This is a genomic window from Parabacteroides sp. CAG:2, from assembly GCF_000436315.1.
Lineage (GTDB): Bacteria > Bacteroidota > Bacteroidia > Bacteroidales > Tannerellaceae > Parabacteroides > Parabacteroides distasonis.
Genome location: NZ_FR885271.1, coordinates 83,631 through 110,054, shown reverse-complemented (window position 1 = coordinate 110,054; position 26,424 = coordinate 83,631). Strand labels below are relative to the sequence as shown.

The following is a 26,424-nucleotide window of genomic DNA, read 5'->3' as shown; positions in this document are numbered from 1 at the left end:
CTCGGTATCGGGATGGCTTTTCTTTTGGTCTGTAGTTTAGTCTTTTAATACCTTACGAAGCGCTTCCAACATCGGATCTACGGTAAGATCGTTGCCGGTAGCTTGCTTGATCCACACATTCGGGGTGAGGCGGCCTTGCTTGAATATCCGGCTAACCTCATTCGCGAAATCCTTGCCATTGAGGTAGTTCTCTAGCTGGAACTCGATAATCTGTCCGAAAGCGTAGGCGGAAAGGTAGAGCGGATAACCGATCATATGGGAGTAAATCGCTAGAACGGTCTCGTCTTTTACACCGAATACCGGAGCGTAATACTTATTCCAGATTTCCTTGGAAAGACGGATCACGGCCTCCTGCAATTCCCCGGCGGTAGCGTTAGGATGTGCGTACATCCATTTCCATACGGAGATATCCAGCATGGAAACACCGCAAATCTCATACATGCTCCATATCTTATCCAAGATATCCATCTTTTCTTTTTCCGGATTCTCGTCTTTTATGCCCAGTAACTCAAGGTCTCTTTTCTGGAAGACAAAGGCCAGCGCTTCGGTGAAAGCCGTATTGGGAACTCCGTTGAGCATATAATAATCGACATCATATAATGAGATCGTTTGCTCTACGTTATGTCCGAACTCGTGGATGGCGATATTATATCCTTTGTAATCCATCCCTTGTGAAGGGATACGGGTACGTAAACGGGAACGCTGGCCTTTCATGGAGGCTCCCCACGCATGACCGGAACCACGGGCGGGATCGACTGCGATCTTATCCGCTAGATATTGGGCACGATCGGGGCTGAATCCTAGTTTCTGTAATATTTCCGGTAGCTTCTTTTCCATCGTTACCGCATCGGGATACAGGGTACGGGTTTGCTCGTTTAGCTTGTTCTCGTCCAGATTGCTACGGGCCTTGAAGCCATCGTACCATATATCGTAGGCTTCCAGTTTGCGTCCGAGGCGTTTGGAGATGATTTTCCCCACTTCCTTTAGTTCGGGGGCGGAAAGGAATTGATCGAACAGGGCTTCTACATCGTTGACATCTATTTCCATATCTTCCGTGAACTTACGGTCTATATAGGTGTTTCCCGTATATTTGTCTATACGCTGCATGGCGTTGAAGTTATTCAACATTTTCTGATAGCGGGCCGGGCTTTCAGGGGTACCTTCTAGTTCATTTCCTGCTTGAGATAACGTATTGGCGTACGGGTTCCATTCGTAACGATCCGAGTTGATCACCTCTTTCGGGATTTCTTGCGAGATGATTCGCTTCATGATCTCATATACCATCCGTTGTTTTTCCAATCCCTCTTTTCCTTTGTTATAATTGGCCTTGATCTCGTCGCGAAGGTTCCAATGGCAAAGTAAGCGCATGTCGGAGGGGAAAATGGTTTTTCCTTTAGGAGTTAGTAAATGCCCCATATAGATATTATAATCCGCTATGTAAATATCCGCGTCACTTTCCGTATCTGCGGCGGCTTGCTTTACTTCCGCCGGTATCCGTTCCGTAAACATATCGCCTAGCCGGGCGTAGGCCCATGCTTTACGGTCATTCCCTAACGCCTCTTTCTCCTTGAGAGTAAGTTGGGGAAAGTTGAGGGCGATGATGAAGCCGATCTTGTTGGCGTATAGATCGTCCATTAGGTGGGAACTGGGGCTGTAGGATCCGAATTTCTCATCGATGGCGTGTAGAGGTCCGGTATCTAGGTTCAAATTTCGTTGCAGACAGAGTACCATCTCGTTGAAATTGCCATTGATACCTTCAATATACTCGCTGATCTTGAGGAAAACTTGGTCTTTTTCGGCGGGATCGGATAGATAATTCTCCCGGCAGAAGGTTTGAAACGCTTGCTCATCCCCATCGGAGGTTTGCCAGAGGCGGGCTACTTGCTCGACACCCTTTGTGATTCCTGCTTGATTCTTAGCGTCCTTGGCTATTAGCTCGTCAATCGTAGCTTTTACGATAGAAGGCTGGATGCTGGCTTGCCCTTGCATAAAGCTAAAGGCGCAGGCCAGTAACATACAAATACGTACGACTTGCTTTCTCATGGTATGTTTGTATAAAGTTATTTAAAACAAATGTATGAATAATATTCGTATCTTTGGCCGATTTTTCTAATTGAGTAAAAAACAAAGAGATGAAAAAGTTACTATGTATGTGGATGGTCGTATGCGGCCTTTTGTTGATTCCCGGAAACATGAAGGGACAGTCCTTGAAAGATATCTTAAATTCATCTGCCGTAAAGAACGCCGTGACTTCTGTCACCGGAGGGAAAGCCGTGACTTTCGAGAATTTACAGGGAACTTGGATGTATGTGAACCCTGCCCTGCAACTGGAAGGTGATAATGCCTTGAAGAATGTAGCGGGAAGCTTGGCGGCTACCGAGGCAGAGAAGAAAATGAAGGAATATTGCGCGAAAGTAGGTATCGTGGAAGGTGTATTTAATTATGTCTTTAATTCGGATAGTACGTTTACGAGCGCATTGAAAAGGGGAAGCCTGAAAGGTACTTATTCGGTGAATCCAGAGGATAAAACGGTGACGTTACGGTATACGGTAGGTAATAAGAAGCTGACCGTTTCTACGCTTACCGCCCATGTCGTCCTTTCTGGTAATGAGTTGACATTGCTTTTTAACGCGGACAAATTACTGAAGTTCTTGAGCACGGTTTCTTCTATATCCAGCAATACGACCTTGAAAGCTATCAATAAGTTGGCAAGTGAATATGATGGCATGATGCTGGGTTTCGATTTGAAGAAATAATGTAATATGATACGATTTATACCGAGGCGTTATTGGGCAGTAATAGCGGTTGCGTTGGCATTGACCATGTCCGTGTTGGACGGTACGATTGTCAACGTGGCGCTTCCTACCTTGTCCCGTGAATTCGGGACATCCCCTTCCTCCACGATCTGGATTGTCAACGCTTATCAGCTGACGATTACGATGTCTCTTTTATCATTCTCTGCTTTGGGAGATATTTATGGATATAAGCGGATTTTCTTGATCGGGACGACAATATTCTGCTCAACGTCATTATTCTGTGCCTTATCCTCGTCTTTCGCCATGTTGACGGTCGCGAGAATATTGCAAGGGATCGGAGCCTCGGCTATCATGAGCGTGACGACCGCTTTACTTCGTATTATTTATCCTCCTCAATATATAGGGCGGGGAATGAGTATCAATGCCATGGTCGTGGCGGTATCGATTGCTGCCGGGCCGTCGTTGGCGGGCGCTATCTTATCAGTCGCTTCTTGGAATTGGTTGTTCGCTATCAACGTACCTTTAGGGATTTGCGCGATTATAACGGGTTATTTTCTTTTGCCTCAAAATCCTTGCAAGGATGGGCCGAAACGAAAGTTTGATAAGATCGGTGGAATCTCGAATGCCCTGACTTTCGGATTGCTGATTTATTCGTTGGAAGGCATCGCCCATCATGAGAACTGGAGAATGATCGCTTTACAGGTTCTTCTTCTATTGGTGATCGGAACATTTTTTATCCGCAGGCAACTACGGCAGGAGGTTCCGATATTGCCATTGGACTTGATGCGGATTCCGATATTCGCCTTGTCCGTATTATCCTCGATTACTTCATTTACGGCACAGTTGTTGGCGATGGTATCATTACCCTTTTATTTGCAAAATGTGGCCGGAAGAAATGAGGTGGAGACGGGGCTGCTGTTGACTCCTTGGCCGGTAGCGACGATCTTGATCGCTCCGGTGGCCGGGAGGCTGATCGAGAAATATCATCCCGGATTGTTAGGCGGTATCGGAATGGTGGTGTATGCGACCGGACTTCTTCTATTGGCTTTATTGCCGGAGCAACCCACCAATATGGATATCGCTTGGCGATTGATGCTTTGCGGTATGGGTTTCGGCCTGTTCCAGACCCCGAATAATAGCACGATGATATCGGCCGCCCCTCGTTCCCGGAGTGGCGGGGCGAACGGTATGCAAGGTACGGCACGACTGTTGGGGCAAACGCTGGGGACGACATTTGTCGCTTTGATCTTTAGTGTTACCTCTGCCACCGATAGTATGCCGGTTTGTATGTATGTAGCGATCGGTTTCGCTTTAGTCGCCGCTATCGTGAGTTGTCTCCGTATCTCACAGCCCGTTCCCATGCGTGGAAGGTGAGTAGGAAGATACGATTTCTAATAGGGTCTCACCGTAGTTCTCTATGATCTTTTTGCCGATTCCGGGTATCTTCAACAGTTCTTTCGAGTTCGTGGGCAAAGTGTTGCAAACGCCAATTAAGGCTTTCTGTTGCAAGATCGTGTAAGGAGGCAACTCCTTTTCTACGGCAAGCTCGTATCTCCATTGTTTCAAACGGGCATATAGCTCAGGATGTAAGACATCCGTGGAGACGGGGATCTTTTCCGCTTCCGTCGATTTCCGCGTCGATTTCTGCTTGCTGGCAACAGCCGACTCCTCAATGTTCGCTTTAGCCTTGGCGGATAGATAGTCGATGAGACGAAAACCATCTTGGCAGGCTTTTAATGTAGCGACCTTGATCGTAAGCTCATCGCTGAAAGCTTTTAATGCGGATGTAAATGCCTTACGGGCCTCTTTATTGTCGATCTCTACATCGGAAGCCTCTATCAAAGGGAGGCAATAGGTCTCGATCTTTTCCAGAAAGTAAGCGCAACCTTTTCGGATGCGGTCTTGTATATGCTCGTCCGTATCATAGAGATTCGTGCTGGAGATCATACGGGTGAGTTGCTGGCAGAAACGTTCGCCTACTTCTACTATATCCGAACGGAAATAATCCCGTACCCGGGGATATTGGTTGCTTAATTCCGGGTATAGTTTTTGCAGATGGGTGTATGCCGCGTAAGATGTATATTGCAACTTTTGTTGTACGGGATTGAAGTCGAATAGCTCGGTTGCCAATCTCAAATAATACTATTGTTGGGCTTGACGCAGTTGGTCTTCACACGGTTGACGCTCCGAGAGGGAAGAGGTATAACTTAATATCTTCTCATCGCTAATCATGGCGTTTCGAGTGATCGGGCTACTTAATACCATTCCTTCCAATGTCTTGCAACGGCTCAAAGCAACGTAGACTTGTCCGTGTGAGAAGGCGGCGGATGCGTCGATGATGGCATGCTCGAAAGTCAAGCCTTGGCTTTTATGGATCGTGATCGCCCAAGCGGTTTTCAGTGGGTATTGGCTGAAAGAGCCGGCGATTGTCTCCGTGATATCCTTCGTGTTCTCGTCGATCGTATATTTCACGTTTGTCCATGTCTCCCGGTCTACGGTGATATCGTTTCCTAATTCGTCGGATACGATAATCTTGCTCGGGCTGATGAAGACAATTCGGCCGATCTTTCCGTTATAATATCGCCTTTCGCCGGAAGAGTCGTTTTTTACGAACATGACTTGAGCGTCTTGCTTTAGCTCCAATACCTCGTCGGTCGGGTAGGAGTAAGCTGGAAAGTCATCCTTGATCTCCGCCTTGTACGTATAAGCCGGGCCGGGTAATTCTTGCAACTTCCGGTTATTGATTTGCTGGGCTTGATAATTATGGGTTGTCAGCGTGATATAACCTGCTTTGTCATTTGGTTTAAAATTGGGGATATAACGTTGGTTTAAGGTGTGTAGCGTATTCTCGTCGAAGCGGTTTTCCCGGATATTGTTCAATAAGCGTACGAACGTATCGTCCGCTTGGCGATATACTTGAGTTAATTCGATGCAAAGATAATCACTTTCGGAAAGAGCCTTACTGTCAAAAAAGAAGGGAGAGGCGTAATGTTCTCTCAACAAATTCCATTCGTCCTCCTTCGCTACGGGGGCTAATTGTTGTAAATCTCCGATCAATAATAATTGAACGCCCCCAAAGGGTTTATTCCTATCCCGATAACGACGTAGCATATCACTGATAGCATCCAGCAAATCGGCACGTACCATACTGACCTCATCAATCACGAGCAGGTCCATACTACGGATGATATTGATCTTATCCCGGCTGAATTTATGAGAATAGGATTTATTTTGCCCGGAGGCCATTTCGCTACCCGGTATATACGGTCCGAAAGGTAGCTGAAAGAAGGAGTGAATGGTTACCCCTCCCGCATTAATCGCCGCCACTCCGGTAGGTGCTACCACAATCATCCGTTTTGGGGAAGTCTCTTTAAGTTTTTTCAAGAATGTGGTCTTTCCTGTTCCCGCTTTTCCGGTAAGGAAGATGTTGGTTCCGGTATTTTCCAGATAGTTGAAGGCAAGGTCCAATTGTAAATTCGTCTGCATCATATTTAAGCTGTTTAGGTGAATTCACAAATGTACGTATAATCTTTCAAACGTCCTTCTCAAATGGAAAATAAACGGAGTAACTGCGCTAAAATCTACATCCCTTTTTCCTTTTTAGGAAGAGATTGATATACGATATCGTAGGATTGTTTTATAAGCTCTTTGATCTTGTTGTCGGGTACATCTTGATTAAAATAGACACTAATCCAGTATTTTTTATTCATATGCCAACCGGGTGTTATGCCAGAGTATCGAGCTTGCAACTCTCCCGATTCATTCGGGTCACATTTGATACAGCAAAAATCAAATACTTCGATATTTACGAAGCAGAACCATTTACTTCCTACATAAAAGCAAAGAACGTCCCGACTGTATTTATCAGGAACATTCGTGAAAGGCATTTTTTCATAAACACCATTCAACGAAAGGCAATATTCCCTAAACTCTTCAATATTCATAACATTCGTATGTATGATAGATTATAGCGATATCCTATAGACTAAGAAACTCAATGGTTGGACGGAGACTTCAGTAGCGGGAGCCTCTAGTTCCACCGCTGATTCAATGGGTATGACTGTTTCCGGTTTACCCAATGTGTTCTTCGCTTCTAAGTCTGAGGCATGTAAGACCATCAACTTTCCTTTATGCTTGCCGGATGAGATTCCGTTTAGGTTTAATTGGATCTTTTTGCTCTGGATGCCGGTATTGACGATTTTGATGATGAGCTCGTTTGTGCCTTTGTCGAGGGCGGCTGTGGCGAATAGCTCGCTTTGCCCGGTAACGGCTTCTTTGTTCATCGTCAGGGGCAATACGTTTGTTCCGGCATTGTGCCCGTATAATTGTTGTACATAGTAGTTAGGAGTTTTCACGATGTTTAGGTTGTTGAACCAGATTAAGTCCGGACGCCATTGCCACGCATCGACATGTGCGAATAAAGGGGCGTATGTACATAATTCCACCACGTCGGCATTCCGTTCAAGACCGGTCATAAACGCAGCCTCGCATAATGCGGTCAGGAAGCTATTCTCCCGGTTAGTCGGGTGGCAAGCATATTCACCGGCGAACACTTTGGGGCCTTGCCGATCATACGAATCATATCGTTTGGCACTATTTAGGAACCATTCCGGTGAGCGATAGAAATGTTCATCCACCAGATCTACTTTTAAGCGTTTCATCTCCGGCCATAGATATTCGAAATCTTTTCCTTCCGAATCAGGACCGGAACTGCCGATGATTTTGATCTCCGGATATTTGGCTCGGATGGCTTTCACGAATGGTTCGAGGCGTTCGGGATATAATGGTCCCCATTGCTCGTTGCCGATAGCGATAAATTTCAGATTAAAAGAAGCCGGATGCCCCATATCCGCACGCACTTTGCCCCATTGGGAGGTAATCGGGCCATTGGCGAATTCGATTAAGTCCAAGGCATCGTCTATATAAGGTTGTAATTTATCTACCGGCACATGCTGGTCCATACCCTCATTCTCAAACTGGCATGACAGCCCGCAATTCAATACAGGCAGGGGCTCGGCTCCGATATCTTCGCTTAATTGGAAATACTCAAAGAATCCCAAACCGTAAGATTGATAATAATCCGGGAATTTCTTGTGAGGAAATGTATAATTCCATCGGCTGATATTGATAGGCCGGTTCTCTACGGGGCCTACCGTATTTTTCCATTGGTAGCGTGTGGCGATGGTTGTACCCTCAACGATACATCCACCCGGGAAACGAAAGATTCCCGGCTTTAGATCTTTCAACGCTTGTGCCAGATCGCGGCGTAGGCCGTTCGTGCGATTGTTGAATGTTTTTTCCGGGAAAAGGGAGATATGTTCCATATCCAAAGTACCTGCCGTTTCCATCGTGATGCGTAGGCGTGATTTAGCCTCGGTAGCTTTGGGAGACAAGATAACGGAATATTTCTTCCAGTCTTTTCCTTTTATCTCTAGGTGTTGTGTCTCATAAATATCGTTATCCCTGTTTACTAATTCAATACGTAGTTTGATCGGGTTATTGGTCTCGGTACGGGCATATAAGGAAAAGTCGTAATTTTCGTCAGCCTTTATACCGATACCTTTGAAGCCTTCGTTCTCCAGACCGGTTCCGGTGATTTGCCCGGTATAAGTCAGGTGTGCGTAATGGGGGTTTTTGTTGAAACAGGGATTCTTCTCAGCTATACTTACATCGCCGAAAGGCTCCCAACCTCCCCATGGATTCTCAAACTCGAAGGAGCGGTTCTTGATTAGCTCCGCATACAATCCTCCATCTGCCCCGAAATTGATATCCTCGAAGAAGATTCCATACATGGTTGACTGGATAGGCGAGCCTACTTTCTGTATATCGATGTCAAACCCATGGACAGGAACGATGTCTTGTGCGGTCATGCAGTTTACACCTACACTTAAGAGGAATAAAGCCGCGGTTTTTTTCATGTTCTTTCTTCTCATATTCTATGTTTTTCAATAAATAAAGATTTAGACAATCAAATTCGCTATCATCTGTATAAACAAGATCAGGAATACCATCGCTATCGGATAAACCGTCGCATAAGCCACGCTTGGGGCTGGGCTGTCTGTCATAGAATCTGCGGCGGCAAGTCCCGGGGTACTGGTCATACCGCCGGCGATTGTTCCGACTAAATCGAGAATGTTGATCTTAAAGAAATAATATCCGGCTAATACAGCTACGATCATAGGGATCATTGTTATAGCGATACCGACTCCGAATAACGTTAAACCGCTTGATTGGAAAATGGAAACTAGGTTTACACCGGCAGATGTCCCTACTTCGGAGAGGAATAGTAATAACCCCAATTGGCGAAGCAGGTTATTAGCGGAACCGGACATAGACCAGATGATCGGACCTGTTTTTCCGATGGCGCTTAATACCAAGGCAACCATAAGGATACCGCCGGTCAGTCCAGGAGAGAATGAGAAGGAATCCGAGAAGGATATATTTAATTTTCCAAACAATACGCCTAATACGATACCCATAGCGATCGGGAAAAAGTCCGTATCTGAAAGACGTTTCTCGTCATTGCCAATGAATTGGGCGAGTTCATTTACGCTTTCTTTCTCGCCGGCGACCATCAACTTATCTCCAAACTTCAACACTAAATTAGGTTCTGGAGAAAGGTCGATTCCGCTTCGACGCACACGGGTTACCGTACAACCGAAAGTGCCTTGTAAATTTAAATGCCCTAGCGATTTATTGATAATGCTCTTATTGGTAAGTAACAAGGATTGCAAAGTCTGTCCGCCACTTAACGGTAAATCTCCCTCGACACGTTCTCCCAACAATAATGTCAGTTGCTCCAAGGCTTTGTCATTACCTACGGCCTTCAATAAATCACCCTCGTGAAGTGAGGTATGGGGAGTTGGCATAGAAATGACATTGTTGTGCTTGATACGGGAGACTACCGCTCCGGTCATGGCCCGTACCTGCAATTGAGCCAAACTCTTTCCGCAGATGTTTTTATTCGTGACTTTAAATGCGGCGGTATGTAATGTAGGATATTGGCTTTTCCTTTGGGTTTCCAGCGCTTTAGCCTCAGCTATCAAATCCTTGCGAAGCATTTTTGGCAATAGCTTCACGAAAAGGATCACACCGATTACGCCGAACGGATAAGCGATACCATAGGCGATGGATGCTGCGGATGATTGCGTGGAGTCGATCGCTACCGCTAAACCGGGCGTACTCGTCAATGCCCCAGCGATCAGACCGACGATACTCGGGGTATCGATATCCAAGATATACTTGAATAAGATTCCTGTCAGGCATGCCGAACCGACAATTAATAACGTCAGGATAATGAGTGTCTTGCCTTTGGAACGGAAGGAGTCGAAAAATCCGGGGCCCGCTTGGATACCAATGGTAAAGATGAATAACACCAACCCCATATTCCCTAATTCCTTGGGTATGATAACCCCGAAATGGCCGAATAACAAGGCGATGAAAATAACTGCCGATACATCTAGCGAAAGACCTTTGATCTGTATCCGGCCTAGCATGAATCCAAGCGCTATGATCAGAAACAGGGCAAAATAAGAAGACTGAAGTAATGTTTCAAACATGTCAGATAGTTTTGAAGTGAAGCTGTTAAAGATGCAAAATTAAACTTTTTAGTCCATTCAGGCAACGGCTTGGCTGGATTTCTGTACCTTTGTGCCATATTTTAGAAAAGATAAAGTAAAGAGTATAAGCGTGAGACGATATTTTATATATCTGGGGTATAACGGAAAGAATTTTCGGGGTTGGCAGATCCAGCCGAATGGTATGACGGTGCAGCAATCTATAGAGGAGGCCTTGGCCATCTTGATGCGTAAGCCCGTGCCTATTGTGGGGGCCGGCCGTACCGATGCCGGTGTACATGCCCGCTTAATGATCGCCCATTTTGATTGGGAAGGACCGATCGAGGATTTGGCTTTCCTTGCGGAAAAATTAAATAGGCTGCTGCCTAAAGATATCGCCGTTTATAAGATCGTGCCTGTCGTACCGGAAGCGCATGCCCGCTTCGACGCCACTTCACGAACCTATAAATATTATATTACTACAAGGAAAGACCCGTTTAATTACGAGCTGGTTTATAAGCTTCCCGGTCGTTTGGATTTCGAGGCGATGAACGAGGCGTGTAAGGTCTTATTCGATTATATCGATTTTACGAGTTTCAGTAAGTTGCATACGGATGTAAAGACGAATAATTGCCATATCCAACATGCGGGTTGGACGCAAGAAGGGGATATTTGGGTGTTTACGATCCGTGCAGACCGTTTCCTTCGTAATATGGTGCGTGCGATCGTTGGTACTTTATTGGAAGTCGGAAGAGGACGTTTAACGATAGACGGCTTCCGAAACGTGATTGAGGCAAAGGATCGTTGCAAGGCCGGAACCTCCGTGCCGGGACACGCCCTGTTCTTGGTAGACGTCACGTACCCGGAAGAACTCTTTCCTGTGGAGGGTTAAACCATGTGGTTAGCTCTAGCCTTCCTCTCCGCCTTCTTGTTAGGTTGTTACGAGGTCAATAAGAAAATGTCGTTAAATGGGAATGCCGTTATTCCCGTTTTATTCTTCAATACGCTCATAAGCAGTTTGATTTTCGTCCCGTTCATCTTGCTCTCTTTTTATACGGATTGCTTGGACGGGACGATGGTGTATGTACCCCGTGCCTCTTTGGAGGACCATCTGAAGGTATTGATAAAGGCGGTGATCGTCTTATCCTCTTGGATATCGGGGTATTTTGCCTTGAAACATTTGCCGCTGACGATAACCGGGCCGATCAAGGCCAGCCAGCCCGTGCTTACATTACTGGGTGCGATGCTTCTGTTCGGGGAACGACTGAATCTATTTCAATGGGTCGGAGTCTTGCTTTCTATCGCTTCCTTTTATCTCCTTTCCTCATCGGGGAAGAAAGAGGGGATTCATTTTGCCCATAATAAATGGATCTTCTTCACGGTCCTGTCTATCTTGACCGGAGCGATGAGCGGATTGTATGATAAGCATTTGATGCGTAGTATGGATGTAATGACGGTACAAGTCTGGTTTAATGTCTATCAATGTGTTATCATGTCATTTATCCTGTTGTTTCTATGGTATCCGAACCGGAAAAAGAGCACGCCTTTCCAATGGCGATGGAATATCATCTTTATCTCCGTATTCTTATGCGTGGCGGATTGGGTGTACTTTTATGCCTTGACATTCCCTGATTCCATGATCTCGATCGTATCGATGGTACGTCGGAGTAACGTATTGGTGACATTCTTGGCGGGAGCCATCTTCTTCCATGAAAAAAACTTAAAGAACAAGGCGATCGACTTATTCCTTGTGTTGTTAGGAATGATATTCCTATATTTGGGGACAAAATAGAAAATTAGATAATGAGACGAGTTATAGTTACGTTGTTGATCTGTGTCTTTGCGTTGGGAATGAACGCACAAGATATGACAAGTGTGTTCACGGCGATGCCAGACCAATACATTCCTCAATTGGAGCACGCTTGGCGAAAGGATTTGGTGGATCTTTATACTTCAGGAAAAGAATCCCGGCTGAAAAATACGATGAATGGCTTTTCTACCTTGCAAAAGCTAACGAACGATTACCTTTTGCTACAGACTACGGAGCGTAGCACGGTAGAGATGAAATTACTTCCCTTGGTAAACAATACCTACGTGGTTTGTATGATCTCTACGGTAAACGGCCCGGTTCCGGATAGCCGTATCGAGTTTTTCACGACCAATTGGGAGCCTTTGGCAACATCCGATTTATTCACGCAGCCAACTTCCGATTGGTATATCAAGCAGGGAATAGATAAGAAAGACGAAGCCTATCAAGAGGCCGCCTCACATTTGGATATGGATTTAATTCAATATCGATTGAGTCCGGATGATCAGACTTTGACCGCCATTTATACGACTCCTCAATATCTGAGCCAAGAGGCTCGTGAGAAAATAGAGCCGTATCTCAGTGAACCGAAAGTCTATACGTGGCAGAAATATCATTTTCAGTAATTCTTTCCTTATCTGTCCACTCCGATATAGTTCAAGAGGTTTTTTTGCGGTACTACTGCACGGCGGTTGCGGCAATATTGCACGTGGGTTGCAGTAGTACTGCGATAAAGAGTCTTTTTTTAATGGGTAGGAGAGACTAAGATCCCTTCTTCATTAAAAAGAATCGTTATATCTCGGTCTCCTTGCTCCAGTTCGAACTCATAAGAGAGTCCTTCCGCTTTTTGAATGACATGGATATCATCGATTTGATAAGAGGCATATGCGGAGGCCTTGAATGCGGTCATCACGATATCGGGTACTTGGGAAGAGCGGATTTCCCACTCCGTATATAACCATTTGTTCTGGGTATCCAGCCAAACTTCCTTATGGATATTCTCATGAAGGATATCCACCTCGATACCTTTTGTCTCCGTATCTATCTCAAGGATTGTCGCTCCCGGATACATCTCTGAAATGAGTTCCTTAATAGCGCTGGGGGTAACAGAGGGACGATGCTCGTTGTCGCCGTTACCATCGGTTACTTCCTTGATGAGAATACCGCCTTCCGTATAATGTAGGTCTGCATCTTGCTCGCCATTTTCAACGTCGAGAACGTAAATGGTACCAGCGTCCGGACGTTCTAGCATATCTACATCGTCTATCTTCCATTTAGCGTATAGGCTTGCCTCGAAACTGTTTTTTACGGTTTGGGGCAAAGCGTTGTAAGGAAGATCGGTCTCTGTCAGCATCCAGTTGCCTTGCGGATCAAACCACGCTTCAGCCTCATATGAACCGGTGTAAAATTCTGCTTTGACATAGCCTGCCTCGTTCTCCCAACTGACACGTTGCGCATCCGGATATTTTGTGTCAAAGGCTTTTGTTACAATACTCTCAGGTGTGAATTTGTCATCATCGTCATCACATGACATGAATACGAATGAGCTGCAAACCAAAGTTGCCATTATGAATGCTTTTGTTTTCATACGATTGATTTTAATTAAAAATATATTAATACTTATCTTAGAGTGTCTATTAGTCATCGATATCAATCAAGTTCCCTTTTAAGTCGAATGTCATCTCAAGACCGTTATCTAGCTTTATCTCATAATCCCGTATCTCTTTTTCTATTTTAACAACCTTATTCGATGAATAGTTTTTCTTGATAAGGTCTTGTATTACCTCCGGAATGATCGCTGGCGGGATAGGGAGCCCATGCCGTTTAATCTCTTTCCATTCTCCTTTATGGTTAAACTCAACATTGGTCCCGTCCGTGAGGATCACGTCGTAACTGCTAATCCGGATCAGATTTTTCTCTATTTGGATATGCGATACTGGGATGTCTTTAAAATGATCCGATATGAATTGGCGGCTGGAAACCGGCAATATGTTGGTGTCACTCGTGATCTTATCGTTGCCGGCACAAGCCATGACAGATAATAATGATAAGACTATCAGTAAATAATTGATCCTTTTCATATGCCTTGTTTTTTATTATACCGCAAAGAAAAGGATGCATTTTGGAAAAAATTGGGAATTTCGGCCGTTAATAGAATAATAATGTGAATGTATGCATGCCATTTGCGTATTGGTAATCTATCCGGATCGAATATAGATCGACTATTGATTTGACAATGGCCAACCCAAGGCCCGTCGATTCTTGTTGTTTGCTTTGGCTGGCAAAACGGGCAAATAATAATTCCTTATCAAGGGTTTTGTCGATTCCCGTATTTGCGATTGTAAGCATACGGCGAGAGATCGTGATTCCTATATCCCCTTTCTCGTAATTATGGACATAGGCGTTTTTAATGAGATTGGTGATTAACGTAGTGGCCAGCGATTCATTCATGGTGCATACCAAACTCTCTTTTTCTGAAACTCGTAAGTGGAGAGCTTTTCTTTCGTATATGTCATTAATTCCTTCTAATATCTTATGGATAAGATGATTTAGGCAAATATCCCGGGTTTCGGGGAATTGTTTGTTATCTATCCGAGAAAGTAATAGGAGGGATTTATTCAACCGGATGATGCCGTTCAACGCTTGATGCAAGCCAGCGATCTCTTTCAGTTGATCTTCCGTGCAATCCGGATGTTCGCTCAATAATTCTAATTTATTCATGCATACGGCCAATGGAGTTTGTAACTCGTGGGCGGCATTCTCTACGAAATGTCTTTGTTTGTTGTATAGCTTGTCACTCTGGTTGACGCTTTCTTGAACGGTCTCGTTTAATATCTTAAATTCCTCGATGGGTGTAGGGTTGTTTAATGGAGGATTATATTTGCCTACTTGAAAACTTTTCAGCCAGCTTAATAGCTTATATAAAGGCTTAAAGCTTTTTTTGAATCCTCGATGGATCACGAATAAGATGCAACTTATCAATGCGATATATAAGACGGCCATGCTCCAGATAATCGTCTCGATCATATCTTCTTGTTCTAAGGTGGATAACTCCAGCGTCAGTTCGTAGAATTTACGATCTTTTGTCATGAAATAAGTGCGTAAGGCACGAACCGGTTCGTATTCTTGCTCTATCTCTATGTATACCGTAGTATCGTAGAACTCGTCCTTATCTAGTTTCGCTTCGCTTTCCGGAACCTCACGAATGTAGTACCGGGTCATGATATCCACATGATCTTTCAGCAATGTGCTGTCCGCTAAGGCGGAGCGGATGATAATCTCTTTGTAGTTCTCAAGGCTGTCATTTGTCTCGTCTTCTACCTCATGTAGAATCATAAGGCAGAAAACACATCCCCAAGCGGCGAAAATGACCAATATGGGGACAAATAAATTGCGGAGGGTGTAATGGATTAGCTTCATATTTATTCCTCGTCGGTCATTTTGTAACCGAAGCCATAGACCGCCTTTATTTCGAGGATGGCTCCGGCGGCTTTTAATTTCTTTCGCAAGTTTTTTACTTGGCTATAGATGAAGTCGAAATTATCGGCTTGGTCTATATAATCTCCCCAGACGGACTCGGCTAAAGTAGCTTTGCTGATCAAACGGTTGGGGTTGGATATGAAATAGTAGAGCAGATCGAACTCCTTACGGTTCAATACGATCTCTTTCCCGTTTATATAGACGGAATGTTTATCGGGATATATCGTTAGGTTCGCTAAAGACAGTTGCAATTCCCCATCTTGTTGCTTGCGGCGGATAACGCTCTTGATGCGGGCGTTCAATTCCGCCAGATGGAAAGGCTTGGTCAGATAATCATCGGCCCCAAGATCTAATCCTGTAACTTTATCCTCGATAGAGTCTTTTGCGGAGATAATGATGATACTGTCTTTCTTGCGTAAGGCCCTTAATTCCTTCAAAAGGGTAAGGCCGCTACCTCCCGGAAGCATGATGTCCAATACGATACAATCGTAATCATAATCATTTATTTTAAGAGAAGCTTCCCGGAAAGAGGAAGCGCTCTCTACCACATATCGTTCTTTTTCAAGAGAACGAACGATAACTTCTCTCAGTGCGTTTTCATCTTCGACTACCAGAATTTTCATAGGCTAGCTTGTTAATCACACAAAGCTACTGAAATATTCTGATAAAAATCTGGAATAAGAAAAGATTCAGTATCGTTCTACTTCAATAATTGGGCCTCTGAGTTAAACGTGAGACGAACCTCATTGTTCTCATGCTCTAGTTTGAATACGTAAAATGTTCCCGAAGGCTTGTCTATTTGTGTCACCTCATCTATCTTATATTCATGATAAGCCGAATTTGTTAGGTTATCCATGATGTCTACGGGAACATCTTCGGCATGGATATCGAATTTCGTACTTAGCCACTCGTTATTTTTGCCGAGCAGAACCTCTTTCTTAACGCCTTTATCCTTGATGTCGACTTCTACACCTGCGGCATCTTTATCGTAATCGGTAATGGTCGCCCCCGGATATTTTATCTGGATCACCTTTTGAATCGCTTGAGAGACCGATTTGTCATCGAAACCTTGTTTCTTTTGTTGGCAACCTACGGTGAGGAATAAGCAGCAGCTCATGAATAAAATGGCTGTAAATGATACTTTTAGTTTCATAACGTTTAAGTTTTCTATTACAAACAAACGGGTGACAGGCAAAGTTTTTTCCAAATAAGTTAATTTTCCATGATATGTTTTTCTTCCTTTGTCGTCTTGATTATAGAAATGGAACTTGAGACGTTTAAAATAACCGTACTACCTCTCCGGCAGAAGATGTTGAATTTCTCCCGGAGACTGGTTGAGGACGCAGCCGATGCTGAGGATGTGGTGCAAGAGGCATTCATAAAGCTTTGGTATATCCGGGAAAAACTGGATGCCTACCATAGCGTGGAGGCGCTGGCTATGCAGGTTACGAAAAATCTCTCATTGGATAAGATAAAGTTGCGAAAGCCGCAGGGATCGGAGTTGGAGAGCGTTACATTGATATCGGAAGCGGTAAGCCCGGACGAACAACTGGAGCAAAAGGATGCCGCCGAGTGCATACGGCGCTTGATCGCCCAGTTGCCCACTTTGCAGCAAACCATTATCCGGATGAAGGATATAGAAGGCTATGAGTTAGCCGAGATCGCGGAGATCACGGCTACACCGGTCGAGAATGTCCGGGTGAATCTCTCAAGGGCTCGGAAAAAGATACGGGAACAGTTTTTACAATTAAATAAACAAGAGAAATGGACATAGACGAGTTATTAAACCGATATTTTGAAGGAGAAACCTCTTCGGAAGAAGAGCGGGAACTTCGAGCCTTCTTTACTTCCGGGAATGTTCCGGACAGGTTGGCGGTCTATACGCCTATGTTTACCTATTTGGAGGAAGAGAGTCGGAAGGAACGACAGCCAGATGAGGCATTGATTCCGATTGATGAGGATATCCTTTTTATGCTGGATGCGGAAAAGGTGGAGGAAAAGAAGACATTTACTTTACGATCCGTGTTGTATTTGGTATCCGGTATCGCCGCCAGTTTCTTGCTGCTTTTGGGGCTTAACCATCTGTTGAATCCGGTAGATCCTTGCTTCTGCTCGGATAATTATGTCGTTATAAACGGTCGTTGTTATACGGATATTCATAAAGTTCGCTCCATGGCGCTGGAAGCTTTGCAGGAGGTGGCCACTCCTACGGACGAGTACTTCCCGGAAGTGGATCTTGATGAGGCCGATCGTGTGATTATAGATAACCAATTGGACGAGCTTCGTTCTTTATTTGATGATAATGAATAAAAATACTGTAAATATGAGACGGTTCAAATACATGTTATGGTTGCTGGTGGCGGTATTTTGCTTAATGCCTTGTGGTGTCTCGGCTGCCGAGACACAGAAAGATTTGAAGATTCAGGAAGTCTTTCAACGATATGGCAAAAAACGTAATGTCACGATGGTGGAGTTGTCTAACGAGATGTTGGAAACGTATGGCATGACTCGTTATAAGAGTATTACGATCAAAGATGATCCGGAAGCCCTGCGGTTTACCCGCCAATGTCTGGAAGCGGACCAGAAAGGGGCCCGGAAGATCAAAGAGGTGACGGACGATGGAGGGGTAGTCTCCGCTTATTACCAGTTGAAGGGCGTAGAAGCAGATATCAACCGTTTTGTCCTTTTTAAGGTCAGCAAGAAAGGGGTAATAACCTTGGTGTACATTGAGGGAGATTTGGATAGTGATGATTTAATCACGCTATTATTTACGAAGAAAGATTTATAAACAAACAAAACAGATAGGAAGATGAAAAGAATACTTTTAGTCTTAATGGCTTGCTTCCCGGTAATCGGGTTGATGGCCGCTGAGGTTGAGCCTTTGGCTGGGGATACGATTATCACCCTTGAGAGAAAACGTATCGAGGTGAAAGATAATGGCGATCGCATGAAAGTCAGGGTGTATGAGGTAGACGAGGATGGTGATTCCGTGGACGACGAGTTGATCTTCGAAGGGCATTACCGGGACGGACAAAGCTATGAACGCCGTAAACACGTGAAGTCTATCAATATCCCTGTGCCTACTTGGGATAAAGACTTCAATCCGCATTGGGCCGGTTTTGGAATGGGCTTCGCGAACTTCGCGGATGGGAGTTTACATGTAAATGATGTAGACGGAGTCTCCCTTCGTAGTGGAAACTCATTGGAATATAATTTGAATGTATTGGAAAAAGCGTTCCCGTTCTCTCGGTATCGTTGGGCGGTGGTGATCGGTGCCGGTATGCGTTGGAGCCGTTACCGGATAGATACGAATGAGTATTTCAAGGAGATAGACGGTGTTACGGCTTTACGTCCGGCTCCTGAGAGTGTTACGTTGAAAGCGAGTAAGCTGAATATCACGAGTCTGACCATTCCGTTGTTATTGGAATGGCAACCTAAAAAGCGTTCGAGTGAATTCTTCTTGTCTGCGGGTGTAGTCGGTGTGATCAAGACTTGTTCTTCCTCGAAGATCGTATATAATGACGCTTCCGGTAAAAAGCACAAAGAGAAAATGGATTCCGGTATGAATATCCGTCCGGTAACTATGGATTTCTTATTTCAAGCCGGTTGGGATTGGATCGGTCTTTACGCCAAGTACTCACCGATCGACCTCTTTGAAAATGGGAAAGGTCCGAAGGTGCATCCGGTTTCTATCGGCTTGCAGTTGCATTTGTAGGTCGTTGAGTTTTTGCGAGATAAAGAACGTACGATATGCCGGATCTTGTTAGCAAGGTTCGGCATTTATCTTGAAAAAACTTATTTTATACTTTTTTGATGGGGATCGGGAAGTATTGCAAACTTATCCGGCGATATGGCCATTTCTTAATCGTGGAAATAAGATGAACTTTGCAATATAAATAGAAGACAAAGTAATAAATAAAAAGGAGGTTCAAGATGGGTTTTATTAAGGTCGGTGCCGTATTGTTCGCAAGTCTTTTGGTAGGAATGGCGAACGCTAGTAATGGAAATAAGAATAATAACAATAAAACAGAAAATAAAATGACAGTAACAGAATTAACACAAGAAGATTTCGTAAAGAAAGTGTATGACTTTGAGACAAACCCGAACGCATGGAAGTTCGAGGGTGATAAACCTGCGGTTATCGATTTCTATGCCACTTGGTGTGGCCCTTGTAAGATGATGTCTCCTATCTTGGATGAGATCAGCAAAGAGTACGAGGGTAAAATCAACGTATATAAGGTGAATGTCGATAAAGAGGCGGATTTAGCGAGTGTTTTCGGTATCCGTAGTATTCCTTCTTTATTGTTTGTACCGATGAAGAAAGAACCGAGTATGGTTCAAGGGGCTATGCCGAAGAATGAGTTGAAGAAATTGGTAGATGATATTTTATTAGAGTCGAAATAACTCGTATAGTGTGTTTTGGGGATTAGTGACGCGGAAGTTTGCTGGGAATAAAGTGAACTTCCGCTTTTTGTTTATATAATATTGTTATCTTTATCCGTCTTAAAATCCGGAAGAAATCTATGGAATATATTTTTAATACTCGCTTAAGAGGTAATATAGCGTTGACCGATTCGTATCACACGAACCTTGCTTTGCAGAAAGATAATACGCTTTACAAGTTTATTTGGGTACAAAGCGGTTCGTTGCAACTGGAGATCGATCACGTACCGACTACCTTAATGAAAGGTGAGATTATTCCCTTGACTCCTTTGCACCATATCGAGTTCAAGGCGATCAATGGCGAGTACTTGACCCTTCTGTTTAACAGTAACTTCTATTGTATTTTCGGACATGACAATGAGGTGTCGTGTAATGGTTTTCTTTTTAACGGGACTTCCAATGTGATGCAATTGAAATTGAGCGAATCCCAAGTTGCCTCTTTGCGCGATATCACCGACAGCCTAACGAGTGAGTACGCCATAAAGGATAATTTGCAAGAGGAGATGCTGCGTATCTTACTGAAACGTTTCATTATTTTGTGCACCCGGATCGCACGTGAGAAGTTTTCGGTAAGCCCGGAACGGGAAAAGGCGTTCGATATGGTTCGCCAGTTCTATGTATTGGTAGATAACCATTTTAAAGAAAAGAAGATGGTCCAAGATTATGCGAATATGCTGCATCGCTCCCCAAAAACCTTATCCAATCTTTTTACGACTTGCGGATTACCTTCCCCGTTGCGGATCATTCATGAACGAATTGAGGCTGAGGCCAAACGATTGCTATTATATAGCCAGAAGAGTGCGAAGGAAATCACGGAGATCTTGGGCTTCGAGGATCAAGCCACATTCAGCCGTTTTTTCAAGAAAATGACGGGAGAAAGCGTCTCTGAGTACCGGAAAAGAGAGAAACAGGAATAATTGCTAACTCATCCGGTAAAATCGCCATTTACGGGATAGGTGTTTCTACCGATCTTTGCGGTATAAGTTCAATACTATAAAACAAATAATAAGATGAAAAAGTTGAATGACCTGTTTTACTCGTTTTTGCAAGTGGCGGCCTCTACTCAGAAGCTAGGTATTAATTTGATCCGTATATCGATCTTGATCATATTTGTGTGGATCGGCGGTTTGAAGTTCTGGAATTATGAAGCGGAAGGCATCGTTCCGTTTGTGGCGAACAGCCCTTTCATGAGTTTCTTCTATACAAAAAGCGCTCCCGAATATAAGACGTATAAATTAAAAGAGGGTGAGTTCGATCAAGCGAAGCATGAGTGGCATCAAGAGAATAACACGTATGGCTTCTCTCGTGGCTTGGGAATCTTGATCATGGCGATTGGTATCTTGACTTTCCTCGGCATTTTCTCGCCGAAGATCGGTTTGGTAGGAGCGGGGTTGGCTATAATCATGACGTTCGGGACGTTGTCCTTCTTGGTCACGACTCCGGAGGTCTGGGTACCTAATCTCGGCAGCGGGGAATTTGGTTTCCCGTTATTATCGGGGGCCGGGCGATTGGTGATAAAAGATACGGCGATACTGGCCGGTGCGATCGTGGTGCTGTCGGATTCGGCGCAACGGATCTTGAAAAAGAAATAAGCGAAACAAGAAAAAGGGGAATGGTTTTAATGCCATTCCCCTTTTTCTTGTTGGTTACCGTTTATTCTGTACGATATTCGGGTTTGCGTCGATCTCGCTTTGCGGAATCGGGAGTGCTACCCGGGGATCGGAAGCGTTGATCACCTGTGCGTCGGTAGGTAATTGCGGTAAATGCCAACCGCCCTTGCGGATTACCGGAATATTGTTACGCATGTAATCAAAGAACGCATGTCCTTCGCCAACCAATTCTTTGCGGCGTTCTTTAAGGATTCTCTCTAGGGAAAGCTCGGAGTCGCTAACGGATTTATTGGGGTTGGCTCGGCTTACGATTTGATTCAGGTAGCCTAACGCCTCGCTACGTTTTCCTAGCTTGAAAGCCGCCTCGGCCGCATTTAAGTATATCTCGGACAGACGGATGATGCATAGGTCATTGTCTTGCGGATTGCCGGTCAATACATCTCCTGTTTTTCCGGGATACTTCGTCAGATATTTAGGATGTCCGGTCGAACCGGTTGGAAGGATATCCTCGTCCGGTTTTTGAGGTAAGCGGCATAAGGCATGGCGAACATCATCCGGGTCTTCACCCAGTAAATCCAAGAAATCTTTCGTCAAGACCAAATTGTTCCAATCTTTCACGTTATCGGCATATACCATGGGAGCGCCTTCTCCGCCACTACCGCCGGAAGGCTCGGTAAGCGTAAAGTAGAACTCGAACAGGGATTCGGAATTGAAGTCTTTTCCCCATACGGAGGTATACTCATCGTGCGTGAACAAGGTATAAAGATCTCCGTTATTGATTACTTCTTGAGCGTATTTAAGGGCGTTCTCGTTATCGTTCATATATAAATAGATACGAGATAGAAGTGCTTTCACGCTCCATACATTTTGGTGACCGTCGAATTTGGTTGTAACAAGGTTGGGTAAGGCTTCGGTCAGGTCTTTGATCACTTGGTTGTAGCATTCGGCTACCGTGTTGCGAGACGGTTGGTGAGTCGGCAACTCCGTCTTGATCTCGATGGGAACACCCAAGGACGCCCCATTATCCAGTGTATAAGGCATGCCAAAGAGACGGGTTAAATCGAATAAGGCCAAGCCACGCATAGCCAACGCCTCTGCTTTTATACGGGCGATTTCTTGCGTGTCGGAGGTTTGGACGCTACCGTTGTCTATTTTCTCGATTAAGCTGTTCGCTTGATGAATCACGATATAGGGTTGGTTCCATACTCTCGTGATATTAAAAGCGTCGTCGGCGGCTACGTTGAACAGATAGTACGGAGATACACGTCTGCCGGGACCTTTGTCAATACGAGCTTGTACGTCTTCGCCACGGCAGTCGGCATAATAGAGGTAGTTGTCTCCATAATAACTATGCTCGGATGCTATGCGATAGATTCCATTTAATGCGGTTTTAGCGTCTTCCAGTGACTGAATAGCGTTATCGCTGGTCACGGAAGTGGAGGGATCCAGATCCAGCCAATCTCCGGAGCAAGCCGTGAATAAGAAAGGAAGAGCGCTTACGATATATTTAATTGACCATTTCATTGTATTTCTTTTTTATCGAATGAATTGTTGTGTTTAGAAATTAACTTCCACGCCGAAACTAAAGGTGCGCATGGGCGGTGTCTCACAGAATACCTCGCCGGATACGGGCACTTCCGGATCATATTGCTTCCATTTCGCCCAAGTCAGCAAGTTGCTGCCGGAGAAATAGACACGGACTTTATCCAGCAAGACTTTATCGGTCCAGTTATGAGGCAGGGTAAACCCGAACGTCAGGTTCTTTAACCGCAAGTGATCCGTACTATGTACGAAGCGAGAGGAACCACCGCTCACTTTGTCGGAGCGTCCCAATACGAAACGGGGAATGTCGGTGATATCACCGGGCTTTTGCCAACGGTCTAACTCATAGATGGGCAGGTTGCGGTTTCCTTCGCTGGCTCCGTCTGTCTCGATATACGTACCGGTCTTGTCGAAAGAATAGCCGCCCAATGAATAAGAGAGCGTAAAGGCCAAGTCGAACCATTTATAAGAAAGGATATTGGTAAGGCCGCCGGATATCTTCGGATCTACTTGTTTATAAGGAACCGCTTGCGCCTCATTGACATCTTGGGTCAAGGTGCGGTCTAGATTGCCGTTCTCGTCTTCCGTATTTTTATAATACAGCGCATTTCCGCTCGAGGGATCTACCCCGGCGAATTCCTTTACATAGAATGTATTGAATGGCAATCCTATTTTCCGGATAAACCAACTACTTTCCACCACTTGATCGAGATTACCATCAAGGGCCACGATCTTATTCTTGTTATGTGTCAAGTTCAATACCGTAGTCCAATTAAAATCTGCGTTTGAGATATTCAAGGAACGAACCTCCAGCTCGACACCTTTATTGTTTAACTGCCCCAGATTACCCAGATAGTTCAGGAATCCGGTCGTGGCGCTGATCGGACGGTTGTAAAGCAAATCCTTGGTGTCACGATTGTAATACTCGAGCGTTACGAAGATGCGATCGATAAACGCAAGGTCTAGTCCGAGGTTCATATTATAGTTCTTCTCCCATTTTAGATTGGGATTAGCTTGTGTGCTTTCATACGAACCGGGGTTATCCATATAGTTCTTTCCGTAACTATATAAACCCATATAACCGTAATAAGATCCCGGCTGATTACCGTTCACGCCATAAGAGGCACGGATCTTGACATCGCTCAACACCGGCTTTACGGCTTTCATGAAATCCTCGGCTCCCAGATGCCACATGCCTGAGACCGACCAGAAATTACCCCAGCGATGCTCCGGCGCCAATCGGGAACTACCATCCCGACGGAAACTTCCGGCGATATAATACCGGTTGTCGTAATCGTAATTCAAGCGGGTTAGATAAGAAAGCAACCGATAATCCTGTGTAGAGGATACGAAACTGTTTATAACGGCGGCATTGTCCGGCTCAAATAATTGGTCGGACGGCATCTTGCTTTTCTCACCGGCGGCTTTATCCGTCTGGAAACTTTCCGCCTCATAAGCGGCTAGTACATCCAGATGATGTTTGTTGGCGAATGTCCTCACGTAGTTCAACGAGGTAGAAGAGATCAGTTTCCCGTATTCGATAAAACCTTTGGACGATTGGGCATCGCTACCGCTCTTGGGACCCGCCCCGCTTAATGCGTTGAAATATCGGGCATCCTTCTGGATGCTATAATCATAGCTGAGTACTTCCTTTAATTTAAGTCCTTTGATAATCTCTACCGCACCGTGCGCCGTACCGAAGATACGGGTCATACGAACCCGGTTATAGTCGGTACGCATATCCCGCAAAGGATTTACGTTCGTTCCGGGATAGGTATTGGCGTAGGAACCATCCTCGTTAAATACCGGGTAGGAGGGAGGAGTGGCTACCGCCATGCAATAGAAAGGATTGATACTGGATGTACGTTCCTCGTTCATCTCTTGATTCACTTGCGAGAACATGAGGTTCGCTCCGGCCTCGCCTCGTTTGCCGATCTTTTGTTGCACGTTAAAGCGTCCGGAGTATCGTTCCATCGATGAGTTCTCCACCAGACCCTCTTGTTTTTGATAACCCAAGGAGCTGTAGACCGTCGTGTTCTCGGAGCCTCCGGAAACGGAAGCCTCATAATTTTGATGTACGGCCTGTCTCATCAACACGTCTTTCCAATCGGTATAGCCTAAAGCGGGAACAGAGGTGTATGCCCCGATATTGGCGTTGGCGTACTCTTCCGGAGTCTGGGTGAAAGATGCGGGATCTTTGGCGATCTGGTCTTGCGCGTAATTAACCAAGCCTTCATAAAGTAGTTCCCGGCGTTGCTCTCCGTTGAGGGTCGGGCGGAAGTCTACCGCTGCGTCCGAGAATCCTGTGCTAGCGTTCAACGTGACCCGGGTACGTCCTTTCGATCCTTGTTTGGTCGTGATCAAGATAACACCGTTGGCCGCACGGGAACCGTAAAGGGAGGCGGCGGCGGCATCCTTGATAACCGTGATATTCTCGATATCGGAGGGATTGATCGTACTCATGATGTTGGTCTTGGCATTGTTCATGTAGGAGGCCTCCGATCCGCTTCCGGTACTTAGGTTTCCCGAGGTGACGGGAACTCCGTCTATCACAAACAAAGGTTCGTTCGATGCGTTGAACGAGCCCATACCACGGATACGGATGGATGCGTTCGCTCCCGGTTGCCCGGAGCTTCCCGTGATATTGACACCGGAGGTCATGCCTTGTAGTTTCTGTTCTATGGAAACCACCGGCATCTCTTTCAGTAGGTCAGCCCGTAAAGTGTTGGCGGAACCGGTAAAGGAAGAACGTGAGAAGTTACCGTAACCGGTTACCACGACCTCATCGAGGTTCATCGCCTCCGGTTGTAAAGCCACGTTTAAGATACCGCTTTTCGGGATAGGTACTTGGGTCTGCTTCATGCCGATGTAATCGACAATAATGAATTTGGCGTCAGGATCAACTTCCAGCGTGAAATGCCCGTCGAGATCGGTCTCTGCTCCCGACAGGCTCCCTTTTACGATAACGGTCGCTCCTATCAGAGGCTCCTTGTCCTCTTGGGAAATCACCGTTCCTTCGATCTGTCTTTTTTGTGCATACGCTACCCCGGGCAATAGAAGTAGACATAGGAATAGTATGCCCCATGTTTTTACATTTCTCATCTCTTTTTGTTTAAAACGTCTTATTAATACCTATACTAACTAAAGGATTATCTGAAAAAGACGTGCCAGATGTGATAAATCCTGTAGATTTCTTTATAATTGTTTTCTTATGAGATTATTACGAAAAG

23 protein-coding genes and 1 pseudogene are annotated in these 26,424 nt (G+C 45.0%); 12 read left to right on the top strand and 12 right to left on the bottom strand.

Going from position 1 to position 26,424, the window contains the following annotated elements; genetic code table 11:
* Positions 1-36 precede the first annotated feature (36 nt).
* Positions 37-2,043, bottom strand: a complete 2,007-nt coding sequence (locus tag QVP94_RS04350; protein ID WP_005854711.1) for a gluzincin family metallopeptidase — start codon at positions 2,041-2,043, stop codon at positions 37-39.
* An 89-nt stretch (positions 2,044-2,132) separates the two neighbouring features.
* Between QVP94_RS04350 and QVP94_RS04345 the strand changes: the two genes are divergently transcribed.
* Together QVP94_RS04345 and QVP94_RS04340 are read left to right on the top strand one after the other, a co-directional pair.
* On the top strand, positions 2,133-2,756 hold the full coding sequence (locus tag QVP94_RS04345) for a DUF4923 family protein (RefSeq protein ID WP_005854712.1): 624 nt from the start codon (positions 2,133-2,135) through the stop codon (positions 2,754-2,756).
* A 6-nt stretch (positions 2,757-2,762) separates the two neighbouring features.
* On the top strand, positions 2,763-4,130 hold the full coding sequence (locus QVP94_RS04340; RefSeq protein ID WP_005854714.1) for an MFS transporter: 1,368 nt from the start codon (positions 2,763-2,765) through the stop codon (positions 4,128-4,130).
* Here the strand turns inward: QVP94_RS04340 and QVP94_RS04335 are convergent.
* The 4 genes and pseudogenes from QVP94_RS04335 to QVP94_RS04320 form a co-directional block, all read right to left on the bottom strand.
* Positions 4,101-6,245, bottom strand: a pseudogene (locus QVP94_RS04335) (HRDC domain-containing protein). The gene QVP94_RS04340 and the pseudogene QVP94_RS04335 sit on opposite strands and share 30 nt — an antisense overlap.
* Before the next feature lie 92 nt (positions 6,246-6,337).
* The gene (locus QVP94_RS04330) at positions 6,338-6,700 is read right to left on the bottom strand and encodes an MmcQ/YjbR family DNA-binding protein (RefSeq protein ID WP_005854719.1); all 363 of its coding nucleotides are present in this window, start codon (positions 6,698-6,700) and stop codon (positions 6,338-6,340) included.
* Positions 6,701-6,721: 21 nt separating this feature from the next.
* The gene (locus QVP94_RS04325) at positions 6,722-8,674 is read right to left on the bottom strand and encodes an alpha-L-arabinofuranosidase family protein (RefSeq protein ID WP_502685436.1); all 1,953 of its coding nucleotides are present in this window, start codon (positions 8,672-8,674) and stop codon (positions 6,722-6,724) included.
* 42 nt (positions 8,675-8,716) lie between these two features.
* A complete protein-coding gene (locus QVP94_RS04320; RefSeq protein ID WP_005854723.1) occupies positions 8,717-10,315 on the bottom strand; it encodes an aspartate:alanine exchanger family transporter in 1,599 nt (532 codons plus the stop codon).
* A gap of 130 nt (positions 10,316-10,445) precedes the next feature.
* Between QVP94_RS04320 and truA the strand changes: the two genes are divergently transcribed.
* The 3 genes from truA to QVP94_RS04305 are packed head-to-tail and all read left to right on the top strand — an operon-like array spanning position 10,446 to position 12,745.
* The gene (truA, locus tag QVP94_RS04315; protein ID WP_005854725.1) at positions 10,446-11,204 is read left to right on the top strand and encodes a tRNA pseudouridine(38-40) synthase TruA; all 759 of its coding nucleotides are present in this window, start codon (positions 10,446-10,448) and stop codon (positions 11,202-11,204) included.
* A 3-nt stretch (positions 11,205-11,207) separates the two neighbouring features.
* On the top strand, positions 11,208-12,104 hold the full coding sequence (locus QVP94_RS04310; protein WP_005854727.1) for a DMT family transporter: 897 nt from the start codon (positions 11,208-11,210) through the stop codon (positions 12,102-12,104).
* An 11-nt stretch (positions 12,105-12,115) separates the two neighbouring features.
* Entirely contained in the window at positions 12,116-12,745 is a 630-nt protein-coding gene (locus QVP94_RS04305; RefSeq protein WP_005854730.1) for a DUF3256 family protein, read from the top strand.
* A gap of 119 nt (positions 12,746-12,864) precedes the next feature.
* On the opposite strand, the gene QVP94_RS04300 is transcribed toward QVP94_RS04305, so the two are convergent.
* From QVP94_RS04300 to QVP94_RS04280, 5 genes are all read right to left on the bottom strand, one after another.
* On the bottom strand, positions 12,865-13,707 hold the full coding sequence (locus QVP94_RS04300) for a PepSY-like domain-containing protein (protein ID WP_005854732.1): 843 nt from the start codon (positions 13,705-13,707) through the stop codon (positions 12,865-12,867).
* A 49-nt stretch (positions 13,708-13,756) separates the two neighbouring features.
* Positions 13,757-14,200, bottom strand: a complete 444-nt coding sequence (locus tag QVP94_RS04295; protein ID WP_005854734.1) for a PepSY-like domain-containing protein — start codon at positions 14,198-14,200, stop codon at positions 13,757-13,759.
* A 67-nt stretch (positions 14,201-14,267) separates the two neighbouring features.
* Positions 14,268-15,539 carry a sensor histidine kinase gene (locus QVP94_RS04290; RefSeq protein ID WP_022192041.1) on the bottom strand — a complete coding sequence of 424 codons (1,272 nt, stop codon included), beginning with the start codon at positions 15,537-15,539 and terminating at the stop codon, positions 14,268-14,270.
* A 2-nt stretch (positions 15,540-15,541) separates the two neighbouring features.
* Positions 15,542-16,222, bottom strand: coding sequence for a response regulator transcription factor (locus QVP94_RS04285; RefSeq protein WP_022192040.1), 681 nt, complete (start codon positions 16,220-16,222; stop codon positions 15,542-15,544).
* A 77-nt stretch (positions 16,223-16,299) separates the two neighbouring features.
* Positions 16,300-16,752: a PepSY-like domain-containing protein gene (locus QVP94_RS04280; protein ID WP_005854740.1), complete on the bottom strand. Its 453-nt coding sequence runs from the start codon at positions 16,750-16,752 to the stop codon at positions 16,300-16,302.
* 69 nt (positions 16,753-16,821) lie between these two features.
* Here QVP94_RS04280 and QVP94_RS04275 point away from each other — a divergent pair, with 69 nt between their 5' ends.
* From QVP94_RS04275 to QVP94_RS04245, 7 genes are all read left to right on the top strand, one after another.
* Positions 16,822-17,373 (top strand): GFO_1088 family ECF-type sigma factor, encoded by a 552-nt coding sequence (locus tag QVP94_RS04275; protein WP_005854742.1) that lies wholly within the window; start codon positions 16,822-16,824, stop codon positions 17,371-17,373.
* The gene (locus QVP94_RS04270; protein ID WP_005854744.1) at positions 17,364-17,909 is read left to right on the top strand and encodes a PG0215 family putative anti-sigma factor; all 546 of its coding nucleotides are present in this window, start codon (positions 17,364-17,366) and stop codon (positions 17,907-17,909) included. The genes QVP94_RS04275 and QVP94_RS04270 overlap by 10 nt, the downstream gene beginning before the upstream one ends.
* Positions 17,910-17,922: 13 nt before the next feature.
* The gene (locus QVP94_RS04265) at positions 17,923-18,387 is read left to right on the top strand and encodes a DUF6108 family protein (protein WP_005854747.1); all 465 of its coding nucleotides are present in this window, start codon (positions 17,923-17,925) and stop codon (positions 18,385-18,387) included.
* A 21-nt stretch (positions 18,388-18,408) separates the two neighbouring features.
* Positions 18,409-19,314: a Rossmann-fold NAD(P)-binding domain-containing protein gene (locus QVP94_RS04260; protein WP_008780172.1), complete on the top strand. Its 906-nt coding sequence runs from the start codon at positions 18,409-18,411 to the stop codon at positions 19,312-19,314.
* Between the two features lie 218 nt (positions 19,315-19,532).
* Positions 19,533-20,003 (top strand): thioredoxin, encoded by a 471-nt coding sequence (gene trxA, locus QVP94_RS04255; RefSeq protein WP_005854752.1) that lies wholly within the window; start codon positions 19,533-19,535, stop codon positions 20,001-20,003.
* Positions 20,004-20,122: 119 nt separating this feature from the next.
* Positions 20,123-20,959 (top strand): helix-turn-helix domain-containing protein, encoded by an 837-nt coding sequence (locus QVP94_RS04250; RefSeq protein WP_005854754.1) that lies wholly within the window; start codon positions 20,123-20,125, stop codon positions 20,957-20,959.
* 93 nt (positions 20,960-21,052) lie between these two features.
* A complete protein-coding gene (locus QVP94_RS04245) occupies positions 21,053-21,634 on the top strand; it encodes a DUF417 family protein (RefSeq protein WP_005854756.1) in 582 nt (193 codons plus the stop codon).
* A 54-nt stretch (positions 21,635-21,688) separates the two neighbouring features.
* Here the strand turns inward: QVP94_RS04245 and QVP94_RS04240 are convergent, their stop codons facing one another.
* Positions 21,689-23,176, bottom strand: a complete 1,488-nt coding sequence (locus QVP94_RS04240; protein WP_005854758.1) for a RagB/SusD family nutrient uptake outer membrane protein — start codon at positions 23,174-23,176, stop codon at positions 21,689-21,691.
* 33 nt (positions 23,177-23,209) lie between these two features.
* Positions 23,210-26,296: a SusC/RagA family TonB-linked outer membrane protein gene (locus QVP94_RS04235; RefSeq protein ID WP_005854760.1), complete on the bottom strand. Its 3,087-nt coding sequence runs from the start codon at positions 26,294-26,296 to the stop codon at positions 23,210-23,212.
* Positions 26,297-26,424 lie beyond the last annotated feature (128 nt).